We start from the raw sequence: 24929 nt of genomic DNA on the forward strand, positions 1-24929 counted from the left end.
GGCTGCCGCACCACATTGCCTGTCATGGAAAGATAAATTTTTATTTCTGGTACAAGTGGCTTATATTTATAAATGTTATTTTAACACTTATATTATATTAGCGTAAACAATACACCAACACAAAAATCTTCTTCAGTATAAAACGTGGTATGAAAAAACTAATAGCAGCTTTAGTGCTGGTAGCCTGCACGCTCTCCGGCTATGCACAAAACACCGGCGACCTTAATGTTCCTGCCAAATCCGACAGGGTGATCAGCCGCCACATTTACGGACATTTTGCAGAACACTTAGGCCGCTCCATCTATGGAGGCTTTTACGTAGGCGAGGGCAATACTAAAATTCCTAACACCAACGGGGTGCGGAATGATGTGGTGGAAGCCCTGAAGCGGCTGAAAATCCCGAACCTGCGGTGGCCCGGCGGCTGCTTTGCCGACACATACCACTGGAAGCACGGCATCGGGCCGAAGGACCAGCGGCCAACAATCGTGAATGCCTGGTGGGGTGGCGTAACCGAGGACAACAGCTTCGGTACGCATGATTTCCTGAACATGTGCGAACTACTTGGTGCCGAGCCTTACCTGGCGGGCAACATGGCAACCGGGCAGGTGCAGGAACTGGCTGACTGGGTGCAGTACGTGAACTTTGCGGGCAAAAGTCCTATGTCAGACCTGCGCCGCGAGAACGGCCGCGACAAGCCATGGAACGTGAAATACTGGGGTGTGGGCAACGAGGCATGGGGCTGTGGCGGCAACATGACGGCTGAGTACTACGCCAACGAATACCGCAAGTATGCTACCTTCCTGGCCGATTGGAACAACTCTGGTGGACTATTTCGCATTGCTTCGGGCGCCAACTCAGCCGACTACCACTGGACGGAAGTGCTGATGAAAAACGTGCCAAAGAACCTGATCGAGGGCGTGGCGCTGCACCATTATTCCGTAATCGATTGGGGGGCAAAAGGCCCTTCTACCACTTTCTCGGAGGAGCAGTATTTCAAGACGATGAAGAGCGCGCTGTTTATGGAGGAGCTGATCCAGAAACACACGGCGATCATGGACAAGTATGATCCTGAGAACAAAGTTGCCCTGGTGGTGGATGAGTGGGGCGGCTGGTATGAAGTGGAACCGGGTACTAATCCGGGTTTCCTGTACCAGCAAAACACCATGCGCGATGCCATGATTGCGGGCACGACCCTCAACATCTTCAATAACTATAGCAACCGCGTGAAGATGGCCAACCTGGCACAGGCGGTAAACGTGCTGCAGGCCGTAATCCTGACGGAGGAGGAGAAAATGATCCTGACGCCTACTTTCCACGTGATGGAGATGTACAACGTGCACCAGGATGCCGCCTGGCTACCACTCACGATCAGAAGCGAAAGCTATACTTTCGGCAACGAAAAACTTCCGGCTGTTTCCGGGTCGGCCTCAAAAGATAAGAACGGTCTGACGCATATCTCCCTAACCAACATCGACCCGAAGCAAGCTCAGGAAATAACCATCAACATTGAGGGCGCAAAGTATAAAAACCTTGCCGGCCGTGTGCTGACTTCCAAAAAGCTGCAGGATTACAACTCATTCGATAAGCCAAACACCATCAAGCCTGAGAATTTTAAAGGCGCCAAACTGAAGGGCAATACCCTAACCGTGAAGCTGCCGCCGTTTTCAGTGGTAATGCTGGAGTTGAAGTAGTATAGGCAGGGTTCGCTTTGCGGAACTGTTAAAAACCATTAAGATTTTGATCCGATGACATTTCTCCAGAAAATAACCAAAGGAACGTGTTTGCTGGCAGGCGCCGTGGCGTTGTTTGCGGCAGCGCCTGCCTCGGCAAACACTTTCTTGCCAGCAGACACGTTGATCAAGGCTACCGGTAACCCGCTTTTTACGCACAAGTATACCGCCGATCCGGCAGCGCTGGTGCACGACGGGAAAGTATACCTGTACGCCGGGCACGACGAGGCCCCCAACGACTTCCATTTCTACAGAATGCATGAGTGGCTGGTGTTTTCATCGCCAGACATGGTGAACTGGACCGAGCACCCTGTTCCCCTGAAGCCAACTGACTTTAAGTGGGCAAAGGGAGATGCCTGGGCGGCAGAGGTGATCGAGAAAAACGGAAAATTCTACTGGTACGTCACCGTTACCCACGACGATACCAAGCCCGGGAAGGCCATCGGGGTTGCCGTAGCCGACAGCCCAATCGGACCTTTCAAGGACGCCCGTGGTTCAGCCCTCATTACCAACGACATGACCACCGGAACGCCCATCGACTGGGACGACATAGACCCGACAGTTTTCATTGATGACGACGGACAAGGTTGGTTGTTCTGGGGGAATACCAAGGCCTACTATGCTAAGCTGAAGGATAACATGGTCGAGCTGGACGGGCCTATAAAGACCATCGATAACATCCCGAATTTTACCGAGGCGCCGTACGTGCACAAGTATAAAGGCAACTATTACCTGTCGTACGCTTACCAGTTTCCGGAGAAAATTGCCTATGCCATGAGCAAAAGCATTGAGGGGCCGTGGGAATACAAAGGTATATTGAACGAGCTGGCGGGTAATTCCAACACAAACCACCAGGCAATCATCGATTTCAAGGGCAAGAACTACTTTATTTACCACACTGGTGGCGTGCAGCCACACGGCGGAAGCTTCCGTCGCTCAGTGGCAATCGATGAGCTTTTCTACAATCCGGACGGCACCTTGAAGCGCGTAGTGATGACGACGGAGGGAGTGCAGCCTGCAAAGAAAAACACCAAGCCAGCTGCCAAAGGCAAGAAGAACAAGTAACAAGGCGGCTTCGGTTTAAACTAAAGGATCGGCCCTCCTGTTCGTTCTGGCAAGTATGCAATTGCAGTCCATAAATCTGTTACTTACGTGCGGTGCATAAGTAGTGCATGCACAGGATTCGGAGCAGGAGCAGTTTGTTGTTAATTGACGCAGGAGGGCCGGTGAAGCACATTCAAGGGAAAAGAAAACATAGCATGAAGAAGAAAAGAGGATGCATTGTTACAGTAGCTGTTTTTTGTCTGTTGAGCATGTTTTCCTGCTCCAAAGAGAAGGATACGCCTGCGCCAACACCGCCGGGAACCACGCCTCCGGTAACCAATGTGCCGGACTTCGACATAGATAACCTGAACGATACCTACGCCGGCATTGCTCCTTTTGAGTTTCGCTTTAAATGGGGGCCTTACAACACGCACGACCCTTCTATTGTGAAGGCGGGAGAGTATTACTACAGTTACAGCACCGATGCCGGCTATGGCATTACGGTGCCGGCTGGAATACAGGTTCGTAAATCAAAGGACCTGATCGACTGGACATTTGTCGGCTTTGCTTTTAACGGCTTGCCGCAGAAAGGGAAAGAGTTTATAACACAGCGTGGTGGAGCGCCTTTTGAGTCGTTGTGGGCGCCATACATAATGAAGGTGGGCGGTGAGTACCGGCTCTACTATTCATTGTCTTCGCCCTCCCCGCGCCTGAGCGTCATCGGTCTGGCCACCTCTTCCAGCCCCGAGGGGCCCTGGGTGGAAAAAGACCTGGTAGTGACATCTCTAAACAACAGCAGTATTCAGACAAACGCCATCGACCCTTCGGTGGTGGTGGACGAGTTCGGCGACCACTGGTTCTACTACGGCTCGGCCTGGGACGGCATTTACGTGCTGAAACTGAATGCCGCGACAGGCCTTGCTGCTACTCCCGGTGATAAGGGCCGCAGAATCGCGCAGAGGGGCTTTACGGGCAATAGCATCAACGGCAACATCGAGGGGCCGGAGGTAATCTACAACCCAGAGCTGGACAAGTATTTTATGTTTATCTCCTACGATTGGCTGGAGACCAAGTATAACGTGCGCGTGGGGCGTGCCGATTCCCCGGAAGGACCCTTTTATGATTTTAATGGAAAGAACCTGAATGATCCGGAGGACAACCTGCCGATGATACTGGCGCCTTACCAGTTTATGGGGCACAGTGGCTGGCAAGGCACCTCGCACCCTGCTGTATTCAGGGCAGACGATGGGCAGTATTTTATGGCACACCAGGGAAGACCAGGCCAGGATAAATATTTCATGGTGTTGCATATCCGTAAAATTCACTGGACCGAAGGCGGCTGGCCGGTGGTGTCGCCGGAGCGCTATGCGGGTGTCACCCAATCTACTGTTGCCAGAGAGGAACTCGCCGGGGACTGGGAGCGCATAGTGCTGCGTTACAATGTGGTGCCCGGCTATGCCAACGAACAGTTCTCCCCGGACTTCCAGGTGGCTACCTCCCTCAAACTAAATGCCGATGGCACCCTTAACAACGATGCAGGCAGCACCTGGACCTATAACGCACCCTGGCTGGAACTGAAGTGGAGCGACGGGCGCACCGAAAAAGTGCACGTAGAGCGTGGAAGGGATTGGGAGAAGAAGAAAGCAAGCACGCTCCTTTTCACCGGTCTCGACGACAAGGGTATCGCTGTGTGGGGTAAGAAACTATAAGTATAGCAGCGGCAGAAAAAAAACGGGCAGATGGACTCAACTTTATACTGGTTCGCTGGTATATATGCTTAAAAGAGTAAAACTGACATTTATTAACGCATCACATTATACTTGCAGCTCCTAGTTACTGAATTCGTGTCGCATGAGGAACAGGTTGGAAGCTAACTTAGCCCAAGGCATTGCCTGTGGCGGCAGTTTCTCCTGAACATGTGTCTGCCTGAAGTGTGCGGAGGCTGTATGTTAATCCAAGGAAGAAGATTCTAAAACTTAAATAAGAACAACTTAGGGCCAGGTATGGAATAATGCACTGGTGCACTACAAAAGCTGTATTAAAGTCTTCTGCTTCGCTTCCGGCACAGTGTCAGTCCAGACGTTATGCTTGTATAAAATAGTACCCAAAGCATGTTTATATAATATTTTGCAAGGTATAAGCCGGTATCCTGACGGGATCACGAACATATTTTTGCATGAATAATTTTTTAAATGTCAATTTTACGTTTATATTTGATTAATCACTCACTCACCTCATTATGTGGGTCAGGGGCTGCTATAGGTTCAGGAGGATTAAAAGGTTAGACAGGATTTGTTCAGCACTATGGCGAACTAAGGAATCATGTGTCACGCTTTAGCCTGCTCCCCTTTGCGCAGCGGCAGTGATGGGTTCGCCTAAAAAGAGTCTACTCAAAGCGCACAGTATATGAGACATAAGCTTTTAACTACACTTGCCCTTGCCGCAGGCCTGCTTACGGCCTCAGAAGAAAGCTTTGCACAGCAGAGCCAGGTCTTCACGGTAAAGGCAAATGAAATACAGGCAGAAGTTGCGCCAACTATGTGGGGTGTCTTCTTCGAAGATATTAACCTGGGGGCAGACGGCGGCATATACGCGGAGCTGGTAAAAAACCGCTCATTTGAGTTTAAAACGCCCATGATGGGCTGGAAAGAAGAGAAAAGAGGCGGAGCCGAAGGAACCTTGCTGGTGCACAACAGAGGTGCTGCCCAGTTGGGCAATCCGCGTTTCCTGCGCGTGGCAGTAAAGTCAGACCAGGGCGAATATGGCCTTTCTAACGAAGGCTTTCGTGGCATGGGTGTTAAAAAAGGAGACAAGTATAACTTCTATGTGCTGGCACGCCAGCTCAGCGATGCCAAGATTGGGTTGGTTGTGGAACTGGTAGACCAGAAGGGGGAGCGCATCGGTACGGCAACCGTAACACCGGAAGGCAAGGATTGGAAAGAATACAAAGCCACTATAACCGCAACGGCCACAGACCCTAAGGCACAGTTGCTTGTGCTGGCAAAGGGCAGAGGAGAAGTGGACCTGGACATGATCTCGCTGTTCCCGGAAAAAACCTGGAAGAACCGCCCGAAAGGCATGCGCCCGGACATGGTGCAATTGCTTGCTGATATGAAGCCGGGCTTTTTCCGGTTTCCGGGAGGCTGCATCGTGGAGGGTCGCACATTGGACGAGCGATTTCAGTGGAAAAAAACCATTGGGCCCATCGAAACAAGGGAGCTGACCGTAAACCGCTGGAACACAGAGTTTGGCCATCGCCTGACACCCGATTACTTCCAGTCTTTCGGCTTAGGATTCTTTGAGTACTTCCAGTTGGCGGAAGACATGGGGGCGGAACCATTGCCGATCCTGAACTGTGGCATGGCCTGCCAGTTTAACACGGCAGAAGTAGTGCCCATGGCGCAACTGGATACGTATATACAGGACGCACTCGACCTGATCGAGTTTGCGAATGGTTCCGTGGAGACTCCCTGGGGTAAAAAGCGCGCCGAGATGGGGCATCCTGAGCCTTTTAACATGAAATACATAGGGGTGGGCAACGAACAGTGGGGAGAGCAGTACGTGGAGCGTTACAAGGCGTTTGCCAAGGTGCTGACCGAGAAGCACCCCGAAATACAGCTGATTACTACCACGGGCCCCTTTCCTGATGGAAAGGAGTTCGACTACCTGAACACCACCCTGCGCAGCATGAAAGATGCCCGCGTAGATATAATTGATGAGCATTATTACCGTGCGCCAGAGTGGTTCCGAGAGAACGCCACCCGCTATGACAGCTACGACCGCAACGGACCCAAAATATTTGCAGGCGAATACGCTTCCCAAACGGTAGCCATCGCCAGCCCGGATAACAAGAACAACTGGAACGGCGCGATGTCGGAGGCAGCCTTTATGACGGGGCTGGAGCGCAATGCCGGCGTAGTGGTTATGGCCTCCTATGCACCCCTTTTTGCGCACATAGAAGGTTGGCAGTGGACCCCGGACATGATCTGGGTGGATAACCTTCGCTCGTTTGGTACACCTAACTACCAGGTACAAAAGTTATTCTCCACGAACAGCGGGACGCACGTAGTGCCCGTGTTGCGCAACAACAAGCCGGTAACGGGCCAGGATGGAACTTACGCCTCGGCCACAATTGATAAGGCCACAAACGAATTGATCCTGAAGATAGTAAATACCTCTGATAGACCTCAGCAGGGCGAGTTTGTGGTGGATGGGGTAAAGAAACTGCAGCAGAAAGGAACGGTTACGGTTTTACAAAGCGACAACCTGAACCAGGAGAACACTTTTGAGAATCCGGATGCCATCAGCCCAAAACAGCAGCAGATACAGGTGAAAGACAAGAAAATTAAGCTGCCCATGAAGCCATACTCGGTCAATGTAGTCAGGGTGAAAATGTCTTAGACCCATGGCACGCCTTCCGGTGAAGAAAAGTGTGCCATGGGTTCTTACCATTGCCAGAAGTGAAGGAGAGGGGTTCGGCGGGTGGAATAATACAACTAAAGTGATTAATCACTTTAGTTGTAAGCGGAAGGTTGGAAGCGGCACTTGCCCGAGGTGAAGTTTAAGCACCTGAAAAGTTTAAAATTAATGAGTATGCATAAAAGCGTCATCCTTACAGGAGTTGATGTTGCTATATAGAATTCTCCGGTTCTGCTCCTGGCATGGAGTGGATATAAATTGTGCAGCACTGAATAGAATTGCTTCACGCTGAAAGACTGGCTTGCTGCCAGGAAATCAAGCTGAAGCAATCTGGATTAATAAACTACTCACTAATAAAACTACATGATGAAACCTTTCCGCAAAATTACGCTACTGGCGCCAGTAGTACTATGTGCCGGGCTGCAGCTGCCTGTACATGCGAAGGCGCTAACAGCTATGTCATGGCCAATGCCGGCCAGGAGCTTTGCCATATCTGAGCAGCACTTAGGCATAAGTCCTTACCTGGCACCGCCGGCTTCCAAACGGCCAACAAACCAAGTTATCTTCGCATCTGCCGCTAAAGGCAAGAAGGCAGTCGCTATTACCGTATCAGGCAGGGTAACAGGAGAAGACGGCACTGGCTTACCCGGTGTAAGTGTGGCTGTAAAAGGCACAAGTATAGGCACCATTACCGATGCCAGTGGCAGCTATTCACTAACAGTGCCCGATGGCCAGGAGAACGGCACACTCGCTTTTTCCTACATTGGCTACGCCACACAGGAGGTGCCGATTAACAACAGAAGCACCATTAATGTGCAGCTGGAGGGAGACGTGGAGGCACTGCAGGAGGTCGTGGTTATCGGTTACCAGACAATTGAGAAAAAGGACCTGACCGGTGCAGCCTCTGTTATCAGTCCTGAAGCCGCTAACCGCGTAACGGCCGCTACTGTGGCAGAATCCATTCAGGGTTTGGCGCCAGGGGTTACCGTGCGTAACTCGGGCCGCCCGGGAGCAGGCGCAGCCATCGATATCCGCGGGGTAGCCAGCTTTACCAACACCAACCCGCTCTATGTAATTGATGGGATGATCGCAGATGCAACCCCAACCATCAACCCGAACGACATCGAGTCCATACAAATTCTAAAAGATGCCTCTGCGGCGGCCATTTATGGTTCCAGGGCCGGTAACGGTGTAATTATTATCACCACTAAAAAAGGAAAAGCAGGTCCGGCCAAAGTTGGCGTTTCCGTGAAATATGGCGTGCAGCAGCTTCCTAAGCTGTGGGATGTAATGAACTCGGAAGAGTTTGCAGCCACACAGCGGCAGCAGTACGAGAACTCTGGCGCCACACCACCGGCCAGTGTTACCGTTACGCCTCCGGCAGGTTACAACGATGTGAGACACTGGACGCGTACCGATACAGACTGGCAGGATGAGGCAACACAACTAGGTACACTGTCCGACTACAATGTCACCTTGTCGGGTGGAGGTGAGGCGGGTAACTACCTTATTTCCGGTTCATACTTCACAAACGAAGGTGTTGTTGTGGGCAACGAGTTCGACAGAGTCAGTTTGCGTGTAAATACCCAGGGAACGAAAGGCAGGGTTACATTTGGTGAAAACCTGGTGTTGACACATTCGTGGGAGGAGCGCCCTCTGTTGGGAAACGCTTTTTATGATATGCCACAGTTGCTGCCGGTTATCCCGGTGAGTGATCCAAGCCTTGCCACTCCGGGCAGCCCAGGAGGCTGGGGCATCGGCGACCAGACAGCTGCTCCTGTTTACGCCTGGAACTACCTGGCCATGACAGAGCTGTTTAACTCCACGCACAAGTATTCCCGACTGGTAGGAAACGCCTTTGCCGATGTAGAGCTGTTTGATTGGCTGAGCTACCGGTTTAACGCTGGTTTGGATGCGGGTTTCGATTACCACCAGAACGTTCGAACACCAGGAAACTGGGTGCTGGCCCAGGCGTTTGAGCCAAGCCACGTGTACCAGGATCGCCAGAGCTTCCACTCCATGCTTTTTGAGCATACCCTGAACTTCAACAAGAATTTTGACCGCCATAACATTAATGGTGTAGTGGGATATACCCGCCAGTGGACGACCAGGGATAGAATGGAAGCCAGACGTAACGAACTCGTGAACTTTGGCGGTGAGTACCTGACGCCCATCAGCTCTGCCATTGGCGATCAGTCGTCGGAAGGAAGAGTGCTGGAAGACTACCGCATTAATGGAACGCTGGGCAGGTTAAACTATACGTTTGATGACAAGTACCTGATTACCCTTACCGGACGCTACGACCAGGACTCCCGCTTTGGCGCTGACAACAGAAGTAAGTTCTTCCCCTCTGTAGCCTTGGGCTGGAGAATTAGTGAAGAAGAATTTCTTAATGCACCTTGGCTTTCTGACTTGAAGCTGCGTGCTTCTTACGGACAATTGGGTATCGCCACGGTAGGATCATGGGATTATATAGGTGTAATCAACAACAACCCACGCGTGGTATTTGGGCCGAACAATGATATTATAAACGTAGGCGCTTACCAGGCAAGTCTCGTTAACCCCGACCTGGGATGGGAAATCAGAACCTCTCAGAACTTCGGTTTAGACGCAGCTTTATTCAACAATAAAGTTCTGGTGACAGCCGAGTACTACTACTCCCTGTCTGAGGATGTGCTGGCGCGCCTGCCAATACCATTCTACACAGGTAACCTGGGCGGTGATCCATTCGTGAACGCGGCCTCCATCAGCAACCGCGGCGTTGAATTCAGCGCTACCTACCGCAGCACAGCGAACGCTTTCAAATGGGACGTGTCAGGAAACTTCACCACCATCAAAAACAGAGTAGAGGATGTGGGTAACCTGGGCGAAGGAATAAACTACCTGCAGCTTGGCGCCACGCGAACACAGATTGGCAGGGGCATCGGCGAGTGGTTTGTAGTGAAAACAGACGGTATTTTCCAGAGTGAGGAGGAAGTGCTGAACCACACCAACTCAAACGGAGACGTTATTCAGCCCTTCTCCAAGCCAGGTGATATTCGTTTTGTGGACCTGAACGATGACGGCCAGATCAGCGACGACGACCGTACGTTTGCCGGCTCTCCTTGGCCAACACTGCAAACAGGTGCTCAGTTTAATGCATCGTACGGAGGCTTTACCTTCAACCTGCAGCTGGTAGGCGTGTTTGGGCAGACCGTTTTCAACGACGTGAGAAGAATTCTTGATTCGTACGAGAACACCAACTTCCGAAGCGACATTAGCCCATGGACACCAACCAACACCAATACATCAGATCCAAGACTGGCCCGAACCACAGAGCAGGGTGTGGCGCTGAACAACCGCTACGCCAGCGACCGCTGGTTAGAGGATGCTTCATATGTACGCATTCGTAACATAGAGATTGGATACGACCTGCCGGCAACATTCCTTAGCCGCATGCATACCAACAACGCGCGTGTATTTATTAGTGGGCAAAACCTGCTGACCTTTACAGGATACTCAGGGCTAGACCCGGATGTAACAGGTGTAGGCCTTCTGGAGAGAGGACTGGACGCCGGAAACTGGCCAGCCAGCCGTGTGTATTCAGTTGGTTTGAACTTTGAGTTTTAGCACTTATCAAGAAAGAATTTCTTTATGAAAAAGATACTATATTTTGCGTTGGCAGCCGGATTAACTTTATCCAGCTGTGAGCAAGACCTGGATATTGTGAATCCGAATTCCCCTACCACTGTTCAGTTCTGGCAGAACGCCACAGATGCGCAGCAGGGGGTGAATGCCATCTACAGTACCCTGCACCGGGGGCCGATTGTGCTCTGGCAGTGGTTTTACTACACGGTGCGCTCTGATGAGGCTTTTAGCAGAAGCCCACGAATTGACATCCAGAACAACATGGATAAATTCCTGATCACCGACTATAACTTCGGTGAGACGAACTGGGTGTACGGTGATAACTACATCGGTATTTTCCGTGCCAACCAGGCGTTGGCTAACATCCCGGAGATTGAGATGGACGAGAGCCTGAAGGCGCGTTTACTGGCAGAGGCAAAATTCTTCAGAGGCTTCTTCTACTACAACCTGGCCAGCCTGTACGGCAATGTTCCTATTATCCTGGAGCCGTCTACCCCAACGCTTTTGCCTCCAAACTCAACTCAGCAGGAGGTTTACGCACAGGCCGCACAGGACCTGACAGAGGCCGCAGCAGTATTGCCGCTTTCATACTCAGGCGAGAATGTAGGCCGCGTAACGAAGGGGGCAGCCAATGCACTACTGGCAAAAGTATACATGCAGCAACGAAACTACCAGGCAGCCCTGGAACCGTTACAGTGGCTGGTGGAAGGAGAAGGAAGCCAAGTGTATGGTTTGATGGAAAATTACCGCGATAACTTCCTGTCCACAACCGAAAATAACAAAGAATCGGTGTTTGAGTGGCAGTTCGCTACAAACGAGTCGGAGTTCACGGACAATGACGTGCAGACGCCAAACCAGAACTACGGTTCGCCGCTTGCCCAGTTTATAGGACCGGCAAACGTAGGATTCTCTGACGCGGAAGTGCACCGTTGGGTAATCAATGAGTTTCATAAAGAAGAAACAGTAACCGGGCAGCGTGACCCTCGCCTGGCAGCTTCCATCTTCTTCGACTCCACCGATGTGAGAGGACCGGAGTTCTCGATGATCTACGGGCAAACGTTCGCACAGCGTTACGGACCGACCGACAACAGGGCCTGGTTCAGAAAATTCGCTAACGATGCCGAGCCTGGCCGTACCGGAGAAGGCTTCCGATCTGCAAACAACTACCGCTTTATCCGATACTCTGATGTGCTGCTGATGTACGCAGAAACACTGAATGCACTCGGAAGAACACAGGAAGCGTACCAGTACGTGGACAGAGTAAGGCAAAGAGTAGGATTGGCGCCACTATCAGTTGTAAAACCTAACCTAAGCCAGGCCGCTTTCCTGCAGCAAATCATGCACGAGCGGGTAACCGAGCTGTCAGGCGAAGGCCACCGTTGGAACGACCTGGCACGCTGGGGCTTCTTTGAGAGTCAGGCTGCTGTAAATGTGCTGGCGCAGCGGGATCCTGCTTTCAATACTTTCGAAGTGGGAACGCATGCATTGCTTCCGCTTCCGCAGCGGGATGTGGACATCAACCCGAACTTAGTCCAGAACCCAGGTTACTAAGTATAGCATTTAATCTCAGGGTCCTGAAGGTTGGTCAAACAACTCTCAGGACCCTGAGATTTTTTGGTTAAGGGCACTTTGTTGGCAATGCGGAAGGCACAAGAGATAAAAATAGAAGGTAATTAGGCACATATGAAGTTACTCCAAAGCAAAATTTTTATAGTGCTGCTAAGTGGGCTGTTGCTGGTTTCCTGCAAAGAGGATTCAAAAACAGACCCGGATACCCCGGCCCCTATTACGAGTGCTCCCGACGACCTGCCACCGACGGACACCTCCACGCCCAACCTAACGATAACGTGGGAAGAAACGGCCGTGAAAGTGTCGCATGACGTGTACTCGGCAGAGTATGGGCGGGCGCACCGGGTGAAAGGTGACACGGTGCTACTTACGTATCATTATGGCCCTTTGGGGAATGAATGGGATAACATTGCCATCCGCAGAAGTATAGACGGTGGCGAAAACTGGTCCACTGCAGAAACGCTGATGGCCGACGATAATCCGAATTACTACGGCTTTTCCAACCCTGAACTGATCACGCTTCAGAATGGCGACGTGCTTTTGGCTTATACAGGTCGCGGCAGGCCGGATGACAACGCACATGCCAACATCCAGATCCGCGTGAGTAAGGACCGGGGCTGGACTTTTGGACCACCACAGATTGTAACAACCGGACGCTCCTGGGAACCCGCCATGATCCAGCTGCCGGACGGCGAAATAGAGCTTTTTTACTCCAGCGAAGCCAAGTGGTGGAGTGGCCCGGGCGATACAGCTGAGCAGCAGGAGATACTCATGGTGCGCTCCACGGATAATGGCGCTACCTGGTCGTATCCTGTTCAGGTGGCTTATACTTCCGGAATGCGCGACGGCATGGCGGTGCCACTGGTGCTGCAGAACGGGAAGGGAATGGTGTTTCCGGTGGAGTCTGTTAACAACACGGCCTCGCCCTGGATTCTATGGTCTTCTATGGAGGCGCGTTGGGATTATGCCGGTGTAGGTACCATCCAAAATGAAAGGCGCTGGCTGGCTACCCGGGCACCCATATGGGGCGGCGCTCCCTTCATCATTCAACTGCCTTCCGGCCAAACCGTGTTGTCGGTGCAGGACAGGGGCGGCAGAACGATCGGGTCGGACTGGAAAAAGAACACCATGCTGGTGCTGGTCGGAAACAGCGTAGCCAAGAACTTCTCAAACATCAGCTATCCCTGGCCGGGCCTGCCGGTAAATGAAGGGGCCTATTACAGCTCACTCTTTTTAAAGGACCCACAAACGCTGGTAATCATCACCACCCGAAACTATGCGAACGGGCACAGCGAAGTATACTGGAAGGAGGGGCACATACAATAGACGCTGAAGCGCAAGTATGAATACAGCCCCGGTAACTGCGTGAGTATCATTTTTAGCTTCATAATTTAATAGCATAATCATGAAGAAAATCTTTACACTTATGGCCTGTATCTGCTTTGCAGCAGGCGCTTTTGCACAGAAAGCAGGCAACTTTAACGGGCTTGAGATGGGCATGGGCAATATTTACCGCCTGTCAGATGCCGAAACCCGCTCCATCAGCCCCGAGAACTTTACAGGAGAAAAAGGCAAGGGCGGCATGGCTACGCTGGAGGAGGGCGTGCACGGCAAGCAGGCCCGCGAACTGGGGCAGGGATGGAAAGTGAATCCCTTCGTCTGGATAGAAGGCGGGCAGACCGTAACACTGGCAGATATTGAGGGACCCGGTGCGATTCAGCACATCTGGATGACACCGACCGGCAACTGGCGGCACACGATCCTGCGCTTTTACTGGGACAATGAAAAAGAACCGTCGATAGAGGTGCCGGTAGGAGACTTTTTCGGGATGGGGTGGGGCGAGTATGCACCGCTGAACTCACTGCCTATTGCGGTGAATCCGGGCAGCGCCTTCAACTCCTTCTGGCCGATGCCCTTCCGCAAGAAGTGCCGCATTACGCTCGAAAACCTGAGCACCGACCGCATGAACGTGTTTTACCAGATCGACTATGCTTTAACAAAAGTACCTGACGATGCGGCATACTTCCATGCACAGTTCAGGAGAAGCAACCCCACGCAAGGCGCCATCCATACCTTGATAGACGGCATTAAGGGCAAAGGGCACTATGTGGGCACCTATCTGGCCTGGCAGGTAAATAACAAAGGCTGGTGGGGCGAAGGCGAGATTAAGTTCTACATGGACGGCGATAAAAAATTCCCGACCATCAACGGCACCGGGGCAGAGGATTACTTTCTGGGCTCCTACAACTTCGAGAATAAGAAGACGAATGAGTACGAGGAATACTCCACACCCTATGCCGGCCTGCACCAGGTGATTCGGCCCGATGGCCTGTACAACTCGCAGCAGCGCTTTGGCATGTACCGTTGGCACATCATGGACCCCATCCGTTTTGATAAAGATTTACGCGTAACAATACAGGACCTGGGTTGGAGAAGCGAGCACCGTTACCTGCAGCAGAAGTCAGACATCAGCTCGGTGGTGTACTGGTACCAAACCGAGCCGCACGCGCCGTTTCCAAAGCTTCCGTCTAAAAACGAGCTGGAGGTGATATAAGGTCGGTGCAAGTATAAAACGAATCTTGCCTTTACAAGCTAACCACATTTGTACATGAGAAAACCGCACATTCTCTTCCTGCTTTTCCTGCTTCTGCTGGCGGGTACCACGCTTGCCCAGGATAAAAAGTGGCGCATGGTGAAAGGCAGGATCGCCTCTCCCTGGGCAGAACAGGTAAATCCGAACAACCCCTTGCCTGAGTACCCGCGCCCGCAGTTGGTGCGGGATGAGTGGCAAAACCTGAACGGGCTCTGGGATTACGCCATCGTGCCGAAAGCGCAGCAGGATAAAATGCCAGCTTCCTTTAAAGGGCAGATTCTGGTTCCCTTTGCCATTGAGTCAGCCCTTTCCGGAGTAGGCAAAACCGTGGGTAAGGACAGTGTGCTGTGGTACAGGAAAAGCATCAATGTTCCAGGTAAGCTGCGTAAGCAAAACGTGCTCCTGCACTTTGGGGCAGTGGACTGGCAGAGCGAGGTGTACGTGAACGGGAAAAAGGTAGGCACTCACGAGGGCGGCTACGATCCCTTCTCCTTCGACATCACGCCATACCTGAAAAAAGGCAGTGCGCAGGAGATAGCCGTCAGCGTGTGGGACCCCAGTGATGAGGGCCCGCAGCCACGCGGTAAACAGGTAAAGAAGCCGGAGGCGATCTGGTACACGCCCGTGACCGGTATCTGGCAAACAGTTTGGCTGGAGTCGGTGCCTAAAACCTACATAGCTGCTACCAGGCAAATCCCGGACATAGACAAGGGAACGCTTACCATAACTGCCGATGTGCAAAACCTGCAGGCGAACGACCGGCTGCGGGTAACAGCATTTGATGGCAAAAGGAAAGTGGCGGAGCAGGAAGCAAGTGCTGCGTCGCCGGCCATACTTGCCATAAAAGACGCAAAACTATGGTCGCCGGGAAATCCGTTTCTTTATGATTTGAAGGTGGCGGTGGTGCGAAACGGGAAGGTGGTGGATGAAGCCAAAAGCTACTTTGCCATGCGCAAAATAAGTATGGCCCCTGATGTAAACGGCGTGCAGCGCATGCTGCTCAACAATGAGTTTGTGTTTCAGTACGGTCCACTGGACCAGGGCTGGTGGCCCGACGGGTTGTATACGGCCCCTACCGAGGAGGCCCTTCTTTTCGACATCGACAAGACAAAAGAGATGGGCTTTAACATGATTCGCAAGCACGTGAAAGTGGAGCCCGCCCGCTGGTATTACCATACCGATAAAACCGGCATGCTGGTGTGGCAGGATATGCCCAACGGCGACTGGGGCGGTCGCTGGGGAAACCATCCCGGCATCGAAGGACAGGGCGAGGACATGGTGCGCTCTCCTGAGTCGGAGAAGATCTACCGTACCGAGTGGGGGCAGATCATGAAGGAACTGCACCACTTTCCGAGCATTGTGGTCTGGGTGCCCTTCAACGAGGCCTGGGGGCAGTTCAAAACAAAGGAAATTACGGAATGGACAATGGCGATGGACCCGTCGCGGTTGGTGAACAGCGCCAGCGGGGGCAACTTCCACCCGGTTGGCCACATTATCGACCTGCACAACTACCCGGATCCTGTGATGCCGCGCGCCGACCTGTTCGGCCAAAAGCAGGTGATTGTGTTGGGTGAGTTCGGCGGTTTGGGCCTGCCGGTGGAAGGACACACGTGGCAGCAGAAAGATAACTGGGGTTACCAGAGCTTTAAAACCACGGAGGAACTGTTCGACAAGTATAAAGCCTTCACCGAAAAGCTGGAGGACCTGATTCAGCGCGGCCTTTCGGCAGCAATTTATACACAGACCACAGACGTGGAGATAGAGACAAATGGCCTGATGACGTATGACCGGAAGGTGATCAAGATTCCTGCCGAAAAGCTTCGGCAGGTGCATACGAGGCTGTACGATCCATCGCTGGTAAAAATGAAGGAATAAGGCACGACTATGGAAAAAATATACATGCGCTGCGCAGCGAACACCGCCTCAGGCAAACAAAAGTATAACGGGCTGCTGGCACTCGTGCTGCTGCTTTTGGGAGCCTGCTCTCCGGCAAAAGAAGGGCAGCAGGTGCAGGAAACAGAGCGAATGGAAGAGCAAACGTATACTGGTAATCCTATAGTGCCGGGCAACTTTGCGGACCCCTACATCATCGAGCACCAGGACACGTTTTACATCTATGCCACCACCGGCAACGAGGCCACTGTCTGGCGCTCCGCCGACTTTGTGGATTGGAAGCTGACCAAGCTTAATTGGCCCACCAACATGGGGCAGCCGGATATTTGGGCACCGGCGGTAACGCAGGGCAAGGATGGGCGCTTCTACCTTTATACTTCCACCAACCACAATATTTACGTGGGCGTGGCAGATCACCCGACGGGGCCGTTCAGCAACGTGCTGGGCGCTGACAGCATCTTTATTCAAAACCGGCAGTGGTGGGAAAAGATGCACTCCATCGATGCCGACGCCTTCATAGACGATGACGGGCAGGCATACCTCTACTGGGGCTCCGGCTTCGACTTTAAGGATGGGGTTTGTGCCGTAGGCTTGCTGGCCGACGACATGGCTTCCTTTAAAGAGCAGCCAAAGCTGATCACGCCGGAAGGCTACTTCGAAGGGCCGCACATGATCAAGCGAAACGGCAGGTATTACCTCATGTACTCCGACGGCCTCTACTACGACTCCACGTATAAGGTGCGCTACGCTGTTTCGGATAGCCCCACCGGCCCGTTTGTGCAGGGGGAGAACAGCCCGATTCTGCAGGCCACGCCGGATGGCAAAATCAGCGGACCCGGTCACCACTCTACCCTGAAGCGCGGCGATGATTACTACATCGTATACCACCGCCATGTGTACCCGTTCTACGAGGGCATCCGGCAGGTGTGCATCGATAAAATGGAGTTTGGGCCAGACGGATCTATTAAGGACATTGTGGCCACCCAGGAAGGCGTGCCGCTAAGCTTTGTAGACGCAGGGAGCAGCCCTAGGCGCCTGAAACCCATATCGATAGCGGCTTCCGCTGCGGTGAGCGAGGTATACGATGCCGCCAAAGCCTTCGATGGGGCAAACGGCACCCTCTGGGCGGCGGACGCGTCTAAAACACCTGCCTGGCTGCAGGCCGACTTTGGAAAGGTAGTGGAGATAGCGGCGGTGCAACCTGTTTTTGACGAGGTGATGGGTGCCTATACTTACCGCATTGAGCATTCGGAAGATGGCGAAACCTGGAAAACCTATGCCACCGGTAACAACGGCACGGCCAAAGAATGGCCGGTGAAGCATGCGCAGGACGTGCAGGCAAGGTTCGTTCGCCTCACCGTTACGGGACAGCCACAGCATGTGAAGCGCGTGGGGTTGTGGGAACTGAAAGTATACTAACTTCATGTGCCATCACCTCCCACCCAAGTATGGGCAGAGTCTTTTGTTTAGTACCGTTTCATGAATCTTACGCACATTAAACATACTTCACCGCTCAAGGTACTGTTCGTGCTGCTGTACCCGCTGCTGCTGGCATGCTGCACAACGGCTGTCGCGCCGGAAGTAGAAGAGCGTAACCAGACCGTACCGGAGGGATACTTTACGAACCCGATCGGAGAGGGCGCCGACCCTTGGGTGATCCGGAAAAATGACACCTACTACTTTTGCAGTGCAGGAGATGGCGGGCTCTATGTGTCGCAGTCGGAGAAGCTGACGGAGCCGGGAGAGAAGGTGCTGGTATGGGAAACGCCCGATACGGGCTGGAACAAAAGCAACGTGTGGGCACCGGAGCTGCATCGCTTTAACGGCAAGTGGTACATTTATTATGCCGCGGCCAAAAAGGGAGGCGGACCGTTTATTCACCAACGCTCCGGCGTGCTGGAATCCGAGGGCGATGATCCCTTTGGTCCGTACACCGACAAGGGCATGCTCTACACCGGCGACAGCATCAACTACGCCGGCTCCGAGTCCAAATGGGCTATCGACCTGACTCCCCTGCAACTGAACGGGCAACTGTACGCGGTGTGGTCAGGTTGGAAAGAGAATGCCACGACAGACAAAACAAAGCAGCACCTGTACATGGCCACCATGAGCAACCCCTGGACCATCAGCAGCAACCGGGTGCTGCTTTCCTCTCCGGAGGAGCCCTGGGAAACAGGCGGGGAACTGGACCTGAACGAGGGGCCGCAGGTGCTGAAGCACAAGGACAAAGTGTTTCTCATTTACTCCACCCGCGAGTCGTGGCTGAAGGAGTACCGACTGGGGCAGCTAACGCTAACCGACACCTTGCTTAACCCGATGCAGCCGGCGCACTGGAAAAAGGAAGGCCCGGTGTTCCAGGGGACGGACAGCGTGATGGGTGTGGGCCACTGCAGCTTTACCACCTCTCCCGACGGCACTGAACATTGGATTCTGTACCACGCAAAGAAATCTGCCGTACCGGGATGGGACCGCAACATCCGGGCACAGGAGTTTACCTGGACAGCGAATGGCTTCCCGGTTTTCGGCACACCAGTTCCGGCGGGCGTGCCCTTGCCTGTTCCGTCGGGGCAGATGGAGGAAGATTGAACGCCCCCCGGCTGTGCAAGTATAAGCTGATTTGGAATGCAAGTATAAACAGCTGGTTTAACGAACATTTTGCTACACGACCCGAACTAAAAAACTGAATCACACAAAACCATTAAACTGATGAAAAAGCATCTCTTCCTAAGCTACCTGGTTGCCCTGGTGGCTTTCTCCTGTACCAGCAACACGGCTACCAACGAGCAGGAAACTGCAGTCAGTGAGCCTGTGGTTACCCAAACTGTTGCCTATACCAACCCCGTGCTTCCTGGCGATTACGCGGATCCATCGGTGGTGCGGGTAGGGGATGACTATTGGGCGACGGCCACTTCATCTGAATGGGCACCGCTATACCCAATCCTGCACTCCAAAAACCTGGTAGATTGGGAAACAGTGGGGCATGTGTTCCCGGATAAGATGCCGGATTGGGCGGAGGCGCATTTTTGGGCACCTGAAATAGCCTATGAAAACGGGAAGTACTATATTTACTACACGGCTAAAAAGAAAGGCGGTAGCTTGTGCGTGGGGGTGGCCAGTGCCACAAGCGCTACGGGCCCCTACACGGACCATGGGCCGCTTGTGTGCCAGGAAGTTGGCTCCATTGATGGCTTTGAGATAAGAGACAAAAGTGGGGAACTGTACCTGGTGTGGAAGGAAGACGGCAACAGCCGCGGCCTGCCGACGCCTATCTGGGCGCAGCGCATGAACGAGGAACGAACCGCCCTGACGGGAGAGAAGTTTGAAATGTTCCGCAACGATCCCGGCACCTGGGAGGGTGGCCTGGTGGAGGGCCCTGCCATTGTGCAGCGCGGCGACTACTTCTATACTTTTTACGCGGGCGATAAGTGCTGCGGCCGCGAGTGCACCTATGGCGTGGGTGTGGCGCGAGCCAAAACGCTGAAAGGGCCGTGGGAGAAGTATGACCAGAACCCCATCATGAAGCAAAGCAACACCTGGAAATGCCCGGGCCACGGCACGGTGGTAACGGACCAGAGCGGGCGTGATTATTTTCTTTACCATGCCTACAGCACCGACGGCTTCGTGTACCCCGGCAGGCAGGGCTTGCTGGACGAGATAAAGTGGGGCGAGAACGGCTGGCCATACTTCGAGAACAACGCACCTAGCGCGACGGCGCAGGTAGCAGCCCCGGAGGCGGCAACGGCCACTGCGGCGAAAAACCTGGATGTGAAAGAGGAGTTTGAGGCAGACAAGCTTGCCAATACCTGGCAGTGGCCGGTAACGCAGCAGCCAAGCTATGCTTTCAACAACGGTATGCTGCTGCTGAAGGCGTCGCCGGATAAAATCGGGACGGTACTAGGTAAGCGCACCCTGGAAGAGGACTATACGGCTACGGCCGCCCTGGATAAGAGCGCACTGCAGGGAAACACGATGGCAGGCCTCACAGCTATCGGGGATAACGACAACGCCGTGGGCATCGGCGTGAGCAATGGCGAAATTATAATTTGGTCGATGAAGGGAGGCGCCATGCAAACTATTGCCAAAACCGCCGCCCCGAAGGAGGAGACCGTGCAGCTGCAGCTCACCGCCAACAACGGCGACCAGATGCAGTTCGCCTGGAGCACCGACGGCACCACCTGGAACAGCCTGAACGGGGGCAAAGCGGTGGATGCCTCGTACCTGCCGCCCTGGGACAGGGGCGTGCGCGTTGGACTGACAGCCAAAGGGCCAACAAGTGCGATAGCTGCTTTCGACTGGTTCCGCGTAGACAATTAACCTGTTGCTGGCAAAGCTTAAAACCAAAAGAAAAACTATACTTTATAACAACCCGAACATGAACAAGAAGCATTTCAGAAAACAGTTCCTGCTACTAACGTTGGCTGGCAGCGTGGGTGCGGGCACCCTGGTTGGTTGCTCAGGCCAGCAAACGGCAGAGGAGGAGACAGAAGTAACCGCTACAACAGAACAGAACCAAATGGACATTAAACAGGAGCCTTTCGGCAAAACGAAGGAAGGAGAAGAAACCACCCTTTACACGCTCACCAACGAGAAGGGCATGCAGGTGCAGATCACCGATTACGGCGCGACCATCACCTCTGTGCTTACCCCGGATAGAGAAGGGAAAATGGCCGATGTTGTGCTTGGTTTCGACAGCCTGGCTGGCTACCAGAGCCCGGAGTACTTAAAGAGCGGGCCATACTTCGGGGCCATCGTGGGCCGCTACGGCAACAGAATCGCCAAAGGCAAATTCACCATCGACGGGCAGGAGTATAAACTGGCGACCAACAACGGCGTGAACCACCTGCACGGAGGCGTGAAAGGGTTTGACAAGGTAGTATGGGAGGCAGAGCCTATGCCCGGACAGAATGCGGTGCGCTTTAAGTACGTGAGCCCTGACGGTGAAGAGGGATATCCGGGTACACTAACCAGCACCGTCACCTACACCCTCACAAACGACAACGAGATAAAAATAGACTACGAGGCCACCACAGACAAGGCCACGCCGGTAAACCTGACCAACCACAGCTACTTTAACCTGGCGCCAGGCCAGGCCAAGGACGCGCTGGGGCACGTGCTCACCATAAACGCCGACAAGTATACGGTGGTAGACGAAACGCTGATCCCAACAGGAGAACTGCGCGATGTGAAGGGCACCGTCATGGACTTCAACACGCCACAGGCTATTGGCGCGCGCGTGAAGCAGGTTGAGGGTGGCGGCTACGACCACAACTACGTGCTGTCAGAAACAGGCGACGGACTGAAAAAGGCAGCCACCGTGTATGAGCCAACCAGCGGACGCGTGATGGAGGTGCTCACTACTGAGCCAGGTATTCAGTTCTACTCCGGAAACTTCCTCGACGGCACCATTACCGGCGCAGGCGGCAACAAGTATGAGAAGCACTACGGTTTCGCGCTGGAGACACAGCACTTCCCGGATTCGCCCAACCAGCCGAAGTTTCCTTCGACCATTCTGGAGCCGGGAGAAACATATAAATCCACCACCGTGTACAAGTTCTCGACCAGAGACCAGCAGTAGCAGCTTTACAAGGCAGCATAGGCTTCCTCAAATATAAAAGCCGTGCTACGTATATACTTAAAACCTCCAGGGCGAAAGCGCTGGAGGTTTTTATTTGTCCGGCTGCAAACCGGAGAGTCATACCTCACTGTCGCGCTAAAGTCAGATTTTTGATAAGCGCAAAGCCATACGTTGCCTGCACCGAAACATTCCATGCAGCCATACCCTGATTATAATAAAATTAACTTATATTGTAAGTGTTTAAATGACACTAATAATACTGTCATTACCTGATAGCAGGCAAAAAAAGCATGTGGAGTTGAAAGATATCTTCCAGCCAACGCCTCACAAGTATAAGATCAGGCAAAAAAGGAACCACGGTTGCCACGGCAGCACTTTCCCGGAAATGTTAGCAGCTAAAGAACCATACTATGAAATTAGATTTTGTAAAAGCTCCTTTCCAACAACTGGGGCTTCTTTGTGGCCTTGTAGTGGCGCTTGCGGTACAAGGCTGTTCTTCTGCCAGAAATGGACAGGAAGGTGCAATCACAGGCAACTTGAGCACATCCAGCCCGGATGGTACCCTACGTGCGGAGTTTGGCCTGTCGGATGGAAAAATGGCCTTCTACACGGTCAGTAAGAACGATACGCTGGTGCTGGAGCCATCAAAGCTAGGGATTATGCGGGAGGATGCCGATTCTACGCAGGGGCTGGAACTGGAGTCAATATCAGCAGTGGAGCCGGTGCAGGACAGTTATGAGATACTCACTGCCAAACGAAGAAAGAACACCTACAATGCCAACAAACGCACTTACCATCTTGCCAATGCGGCCGGGGAGAAAATGGACATCATTTTCCAGGTGTCGAACGATGGCGTGGCTTTTCGCTACTATTTCCCTGTCAGCTCGGCTGAGGTGAAAAAGATCAGCGACGAGATAACATCCTTTAACTTCAAGGACGATGCAAAGGGTTGGTTGCAGCCCATGTCGGATGCCAAAACAGGCTGGTCCCGGACAAACCCTTCGTACGAGGAGCACTACCTGAAGGGAGTCTCCGTGGGAACGGCATCGCCCTTCGAGGCAGGCTGGGTGTATCCAGCGCTTTTCCAGACAGGCAACCATTGGGTGCTGCTCACAGAGTCGGCTCCGGAAGCAACCTACAGCGGCACCCGCCTGCACCAGGAGTCGCCTGAGGGAGAGTATAGTATAGATTTTCCGCAGGAAACAGAGACGATGCCGGGTGGTGCGCTTAACCCGGAGTCAGCGCTGCCGTGGTACACGCCGTGGCGCATCCTGGCGGTGGGCAGCCTCAAAACCATTACTGAGTCCACACTCGGTACCGACTTGGCAAAACCCGCAGTCCCGATGGATGCCGCCTTCATCAAGCCAGGCCAGGCATCGTGGAGTTGGGTGCTGCTGAAAGATGATTCCACGACCTTTGAGGTGCAGAAGCGCTTCATCGACTATGCCGCGGACATGAACTGGGAGTATACGCTGGTGGATGCCAACTGGGACACTATGATCGGCTACGACAAGATAAAGGAGCTGGCGGATTATGCCAAAACGAAGGATGTAGGCTTGCTGCTGTGGTATAACTCCAACGGCACCTGGAACGATGCGCCCCAAACGCCCCGTCACCTCATGCTGACGCACGAAAGCAGGATGAAAGAGTTTAAAAGAATCAGCGAGATGGGCATTAAAGGCGTGAAAGTGGATTTCTTTGGCGGCGATGGGCAGTCGGTGATGCAGTACTATTCAGACATTCTCAAAGACGCGGCGGCCAATAAGTTGCTGGTGAATTTCCATGGAAGCACACTGCCCCGCGGCCTGCAGCGCACTTACCCAAACCTGATGACATCAGAGGCGATCAAGGGCTACGAGTTCATTACCTTTGAGCAGCAGAACGCCGACGAAGCGCCGGCACACGGTGCCATGCTGCCCTTCACCCGCAATGCTTTCGACCCCATGGATTTCACGCCGCTAAGCCTGCACGAGATCCCTAACATCGAACGGAAAACCACGGTGGGCCACGAACTGGCGCTGTCGGTGCTGTTCATCTCGGGCATACAACATTACGCTGAAACAGACAGGGGCATGCAGCACGTGCCGTCCTACGTAAGGGATTTTCTGCGGGAGGTGCCTGCGGTTTGGGATGACACCCGTTTTATCGCTGGCTTTCCGGGCAAACTGGCCGTAATCGCCCGCAGAGCCGGCGACCGCTGGTACGTGGCGGGCATCAACGGAGAAAATACTTCAAAAAGCATCCACATCGACCTGTCTTTCCTGAAAGATAAAAAAGGCACGCTGATTACGGATGACAGCGGAAAGGGAGCTTTCAGGAATGCAGCGGTTGATCTGGGGAAAAGCAACACACAGGAAATCCAGTTGCAGCCCAACGGAGGCTTTGTGATGGTGTTTGAGTGAGTGCCAATGGCAGGAGCCGGACCTGTGAGAGCAGAATACAGCAAAATTTATACTTTCCATTAAAACCAGCGGGTGCT

General features: G+C 53.1%; 14 protein-coding genes. All 14 read left to right on the plus strand.

Annotated features, from left to right (window positions below; translation table 11 throughout):
- Positions 1-149 precede the first annotated feature (149 nt).
- Positions 150-1691, plus strand: coding sequence for an alpha-N-arabinofuranosidase (locus A0W33_RS11470; RefSeq protein WP_068838268.1), 1542 nt, complete (start codon positions 150-152; stop codon positions 1689-1691).
- A 54-nt stretch (positions 1692-1745) separates the two neighbouring features.
- Complete coding sequence (locus tag A0W33_RS11475; protein ID WP_082815206.1) at positions 1746-2795, plus strand: glycoside hydrolase family 43 protein; 1050 nt, start codon at positions 1746-1748, stop codon at positions 2793-2795.
- Between the two features lie 194 nt (positions 2796-2989).
- Positions 2990-4483, plus strand: a complete 1494-nt coding sequence (locus tag A0W33_RS11480) for an arabinan endo-1,5-alpha-L-arabinosidase (protein ID WP_068838269.1) — start codon at positions 2990-2992, stop codon at positions 4481-4483.
- 697 nt (positions 4484-5180) lie between these two features.
- Positions 5181-7175 (plus strand): alpha-L-arabinofuranosidase C-terminal domain-containing protein, encoded by a 1995-nt coding sequence (locus A0W33_RS11485; protein ID WP_068838270.1) that lies wholly within the window; start codon positions 5181-5183, stop codon positions 7173-7175.
- A 381-nt stretch (positions 7176-7556) separates the two neighbouring features.
- Entirely contained in the window at positions 7557-10802 is a 3246-nt protein-coding gene (locus A0W33_RS11490) for a SusC/RagA family TonB-linked outer membrane protein (RefSeq protein WP_229802162.1), read from the plus strand.
- A 24-nt stretch (positions 10803-10826) separates the two neighbouring features.
- Entirely contained in the window at positions 10827-12371 is a 1545-nt protein-coding gene (locus A0W33_RS11495; RefSeq protein ID WP_068838271.1) for a RagB/SusD family nutrient uptake outer membrane protein, read from the plus strand.
- Positions 12372-12503: 132 nt separating this feature from the next.
- Positions 12504-13715 carry a sialidase family protein gene (locus A0W33_RS11500; RefSeq protein WP_068838272.1) on the plus strand — a complete coding sequence of 404 codons (1212 nt, stop codon included), beginning with the start codon at positions 12504-12506 and terminating at the stop codon, positions 13713-13715.
- Positions 13716-13794: 79 nt separating this feature from the next.
- Positions 13795-14943, plus strand: coding sequence for a glycoside hydrolase family 172 protein (locus A0W33_RS11505; RefSeq protein WP_068838273.1), 1149 nt, complete (start codon positions 13795-13797; stop codon positions 14941-14943).
- 54 nt (positions 14944-14997) lie between these two features.
- Positions 14998-16857 carry a glycoside hydrolase family 2 protein gene (locus A0W33_RS11510; RefSeq protein WP_068838274.1) on the plus strand — a complete coding sequence of 620 codons (1860 nt, stop codon included), beginning with the start codon at positions 14998-15000 and terminating at the stop codon, positions 16855-16857.
- 9 nt (positions 16858-16866) lie between these two features.
- A complete protein-coding gene (locus tag A0W33_RS11515; RefSeq protein WP_068838275.1) occupies positions 16867-18294 on the plus strand; it encodes a family 43 glycosylhydrolase in 1428 nt (475 codons plus the stop codon).
- Between the two features lie 60 nt (positions 18295-18354).
- Positions 18355-19461, plus strand: a complete 1107-nt coding sequence (locus A0W33_RS11520) for a glycoside hydrolase family 43 protein (RefSeq protein ID WP_068838276.1) — start codon at positions 18355-18357, stop codon at positions 19459-19461.
- Between the two features lie 120 nt (positions 19462-19581).
- Positions 19582-21189 (plus strand): family 43 glycosylhydrolase, encoded by a 1608-nt coding sequence (locus A0W33_RS11525; protein WP_082815207.1) that lies wholly within the window; start codon positions 19582-19584, stop codon positions 21187-21189.
- 58 nt (positions 21190-21247) lie between these two features.
- The gene (locus tag A0W33_RS11530) at positions 21248-22450 is read left to right on the plus strand and encodes an aldose epimerase family protein (protein WP_068840083.1); all 1203 of its coding nucleotides are present in this window, start codon (positions 21248-21250) and stop codon (positions 22448-22450) included.
- Between the two features lie 410 nt (positions 22451-22860).
- On the plus strand, positions 22861-24852 hold the full coding sequence (locus A0W33_RS11535; protein ID WP_082815208.1) for a glycoside hydrolase family 97 protein: 1992 nt from the start codon (positions 22861-22863) through the stop codon (positions 24850-24852).
- Positions 24853-24929 lie beyond the last annotated feature (77 nt).

It is taken from the genome of Pontibacter akesuensis, from assembly GCF_001611675.1.
In the GTDB taxonomy this organism is placed as follows: Bacteria; Bacteroidota; Bacteroidia; order Cytophagales; family Hymenobacteraceae; genus Pontibacter; species Pontibacter akesuensis.